The organism is Pseudonocardia sp. (assembly GCF_050246655.1).
Taxonomy (GTDB): Bacteria; Actinomycetota; Actinomycetes; order Mycobacteriales; family Pseudonocardiaceae; genus Pseudonocardia.
Genome location: NZ_JBFWVQ010000222.1, coordinates 1 through 3,951, shown reverse-complemented (window position 1 = coordinate 3,951; position 3,951 = coordinate 1). Strand labels below are relative to the sequence as shown.

4 protein-coding genes are annotated in these 3,951 nt (G+C 73.1%); 2 read left to right on the top strand and 2 right to left on the bottom strand.

Annotation, left to right across the window (positions count from 1 at the left end):
- Positions 1-868: AfsR/SARP family transcriptional regulator (locus AB7J25_RS30415; RefSeq protein ID WP_428514801.1), on the top strand; the 868-nt coding region annotated here is incomplete at its 5' end.
- Positions 869-919: 51 nt separating this feature from the next.
- Here the strand turns inward: AB7J25_RS30415 and AB7J25_RS30410 are convergent.
- Positions 920-1,375: an ATP-binding protein gene (locus AB7J25_RS30410; protein ID WP_428514799.1), complete on the bottom strand. Its 456-nt coding sequence runs from the start codon at positions 1,373-1,375 to the stop codon at positions 920-922.
- Positions 1,376-1,578: 203 nt separating this feature from the next.
- On the opposite strand from AB7J25_RS30410, the gene AB7J25_RS30405 reads away from it, so the two are divergent.
- Positions 1,579-1,962, top strand: a complete 384-nt coding sequence (locus AB7J25_RS30405; RefSeq protein WP_428514797.1) for a DUF4235 domain-containing protein — start codon at positions 1,579-1,581, stop codon at positions 1,960-1,962.
- 685 nt (positions 1,963-2,647) lie between these two features.
- Here AB7J25_RS30405 and fgd read toward each other — a convergent pair.
- Positions 2,648-3,652 carry a glucose-6-phosphate dehydrogenase (coenzyme-F420) gene (gene fgd, locus AB7J25_RS30400; RefSeq protein WP_428514795.1) on the bottom strand — a complete coding sequence of 335 codons (1,005 nt, stop codon included), beginning with the start codon at positions 3,650-3,652 and terminating at the stop codon, positions 2,648-2,650.
- Positions 3,653-3,951 lie beyond the last annotated feature (299 nt).

Genomic DNA, 3,951 nt, shown 5'->3' with positions numbered 1-3,951 from the left:
TGGGACTGCCATGTCTGACGATCAGCGACGATCTCGCGTGGTCCCGGCACACCTTCGTGTGTCGGTCCTCGGCTCCTTCACCCTCACCGACGACGGCACCACCGTGCCGCTCGGTGTCGATGCGCGCCGCCTGGTCGCGTACCTCGCCGTGCACCACCGGGCGCAGCGCCGCGCCGCACTGGCCGCCGACCTGTGGCCCGGCATCGACGCCGGGGCCGGGGCGCGGCTGCTCGACGACGCCGTCGCCGCCGTCGACGTACCCGGTCTTCTGGACGAGAGCGCCGACGGCTCCCTTGCGCTCGCCGCGGACGTGAAGGTCGACCTGGCCGAGGCGATGGCGCTCGTCCGCGCGCTGCCGGACGTCCCGCTGCGCGGCTCGGACGCCGCCGCGACGCCCCGCCCCGACCTGAGCCTGCTGTCCGCGGACATCCTCCCCGGCTGGACGGCCGCCTGGATCGCGGTGGAGCGGGAGCGCTTCCGGCAGCTCCGGCTGCACGCGCTGGAGGAGTTCAGCCTCCGCTGCAGCGCGGCGGGTCGCTACGCGGACGCCGTCGCCGTGGCCGAGAGCGCGGTCCGGAGCGCTCCGAGCCGCGAGAGCGCCCGACGCGCCCTGATCGAGGCGCACCTCGCGGAGGGCGAGGTCGCCGCCGCCGTCGCCGCCTACGACGCGTACCAGGAGCTGCTGCGCTCCAGCGTCGGCCCGGCAGCCACCAGCCTGGAGGGCATGCTGCCGCCGTCGCCCGCGTGGCCGGTCCTGCGAGTACGCCGGCCCGTCCAGCGCGCCTCCGCACAGCTGGTCCCGGGCCGCCGGGTACGCGGCGGGGGCTCGACCCGAAGGCTCGTGTCGGGCGGCTCGGCGTCCCGATAGGGCTCGTCCCGCCGCGGTCGCCGGCTCGCCGGGCTACCGACCGGCACGTCCTCAGAACGCGATCTCGAAGCAGACGTGGGTGCCGTTGCGGCCGCGGATGATCTCCGTGTTCCGGGCCAACCGCTCGATCACGAGCATCCCCCGCCCGCGGTGAGCGCTGCCGGTCGGCGGCTGCCATCGGCCGTGGTCGGCCACCCGTACCGTGATCGTGCCGCCCGGGGGCGGGTCCGGACCGGCCACGCCGTCGTCGGGTCGCCGTGATCCTTGGGGCGTGCGCCACAGCCGCACCTCCACGTCGACGGTGCCCGCCGTCATGCCGGTGTAGGCGTGCTCCACCCCGTTGGCGACGGCCTCGCCGAGCGCGAGCTGCAGGTCGATCAGCACCCCCTCGGGTACGCGGTGCTGCTGCGCCCACCCCTGGACCCGGGCGCGGATGTAGCCCAGCTGCGCCGGGTGCGCCGGACGGCTCAGGTGGAGGCTGCCGTCGGGGATCGCGTGATCGTCCACGCCCTCCCCTTTCGTGCTCCGATCAGGTCGTCGACCTCGGTCCGTGCCGGCCGCCGTGCCGGCACCGCCGCCGAGGGCGTCGGTGCGGGCCCGCACTGCTCGGCACGTGCTCCAGAGTTGCCCGGGCTTCCGGCGACCCAAACGGCTCACTCGGGTGGCTCTGGCCGGGTGTCCTCGTCGACGCGCGCGGGTATCCGTCCGACATGCACGGATCGATGTCCGCAGCCGCGTCCCGCAGGGCCGCCCGTCGCCGCGGCGACGGTGGCGAGCTCGGCACTCTGGGGAAGATCGCCTACAAGCCGATCGGGCTCACCCTGGGCATGCTCGGCGGTCTGGTCGCCGGGAAGATCTTCGGGATCATCTGGAAGCGGATCTCCGGGGAGGACCGCGCGCCGCAGCCGCTGTCCGGCGACTACAGCACGCGGGAGGTGCTGCTCGCCGCGACGATCCAGGGTGCGGTCTTCGGGCTGGTCAAGACCGCGATCGACCGCTACGGCATGAAGGGTGTGCGCCGCCTGCTCGACGAGCCGCCGCCGCCCGCGCACGCCCCGCGCCACGGGCGCGTCGTGCACCCGGTGGAGGCCTGAGCCCCGGTCACCCGCGGCCGGGTCCGCCGACGGGGATCCCGCCGGCAGAGCACATGTGCGGGGGTGGCACACATGTTCGAGCGGTGGCGCACCGGCCCGGCGGGCAGGTGGCACACATGTTCGAGCGGTGTGCACCGGCCCGGCGGGCAGGTGGCACACATGTTCGAGCGGTGTGGTACCGGCCCGGCGGGCAGGTGGCACACATGTTCGAGCGGTGTGGTACCCGGACGGTGGTCATTTTGCGGCGGTGGCACACATTCCCCGGCGACGGCACACACCCAGGAGCGGTGGCACACATCCGGAAGCGGTGGCACACACCGCCGACAAGCTGTGTGAGCACCACGGGGTGTGTGCCACCGTCGAGCATGTGTGCGAGTGCGCCAGGGGGCCGCACGGCGACCGTCGAACATGTGCGCGGCCACCGAGCATATGCGTGAGCACGCCAGAGGGCCGTGTCGCGACCGTGGAGCATGTGCGTGAGCGCGCCAGGCGGCCGCGCAGCGACCACCGGACAGGTGCGCGGCCGTCGAGCATGTGCGCGAGCCCCAGCAGCGCCGCGGCAACTGCCCGGCCGGCCAGGGGTCAAGTGAGCGATCCCCGGACGGTGCGATGATCCCGGGCGTGAGCGACCGGGAGCCCCTCGCCGAGGCGGCCCGGCGGGCGGACCGCCGGTCGGAAACCGCCGTCAGCCCAGCGCGCGCAGCCGCGGCAGAACGTCCTCGGCGAACTGGGTGAGGAACCGCTCCTGGTCGTGGCCCGGCCCGTGGACGACGAGGTGGTTGAGCCCGGCGTCGCGGTAGGGCTTGATCTGGGCCACCGCGTCGTCAGGGTCGGACGCGACGATCCAGCGCCTCGCGACCTGCTCGATCGGGAGCTCGTCGGCGAGGCGCTCCATCTCGCGGGAGCTCTCCACGCTGTGCTTCTGCTCGGGGGTGAGCGAGAGCGGCGCCCAGAACCGGCAGTTCTCCAGGGCCCGCTCGGGATCGCGGTCGTAGGAGATCTTGATCTCGATCATGCGGTCGATCGACGCCGGGTCGCGTTCCGCTGCGGCGGCGCCCTCGGCCACGGCGGGCAGGAGCTTGTCGGTGTAGAGCTCCATGCCCTTGCCCGAGGTGCAGATGAACCCGTCCCCCGCGCGGCCCGCGTACTTGGCCACCACCGGGCCGCCCGCGGCGATGTAGACGGGGACCGGCGTCTCGGGCTTGTCGTACACGGTGGCGTCCACGGTGCGGTAGAACTCGCCGTCGAAGCTCACGTGCTCCTCGGTCCACAGCTGCCGCATGAGCCGCACCGCCTCCCGCAGCCGCGCGAACCGGCCCTTGAAGTCCGGCCACTGCGCCCCGGTCACGGCCGTCTCGTTGAGCGCCTCACCGGTGCCCAGCCCCAGCATCACCCGCTGCGGGTACAGGCAGCCCATCGTCGCGAAGGCCTGCGCGATCACCGCCGGGTTGTAGCGGAACGTGGCCGTGAGCACTGAGGTGCCGAGCTGCACCCGGGAGGTCCGCTCCCCCACGGCTGCCATCCAGGCCAGCGAGAACGGCGCGTGCCCGCCGGTGTGCCGCCACGGCTGGTAGTGGTCGGAGACGACCACGCTGTCCAACCCGACCCGCTCCGCCAGCACCGAGAACTCGACCAGCTCGCGCGGCGCGAACTGCTCGGCCGACGCCTTGTACCCGATCTTCAGCTCCACCCCCCTACCCTGCCACGTCGGTGACGCGCCTGCGCGGACCCCGCGGACCCGCGGCCGATACGCAGGGCTCGCCCTCCGTGCCCGCGAGTTGCGCATCTCATCCGGCCGAGTTGCGGATCTCGGCAGACGAGATCCGCAACTCGCCGCCGCAGAATCCGCAACTCGCGGCTGTTGAGCTTGGCCCCGTTCGCCGGACACTGACGGTGTGTGGTCAGTGAGCTTGGTCAGGTGGGGTGTGGGCTGCTTCGAAGTCTGCCGGGGAGAGCATCCCAATGCTGGAATGACGTCGTAGCGGATTG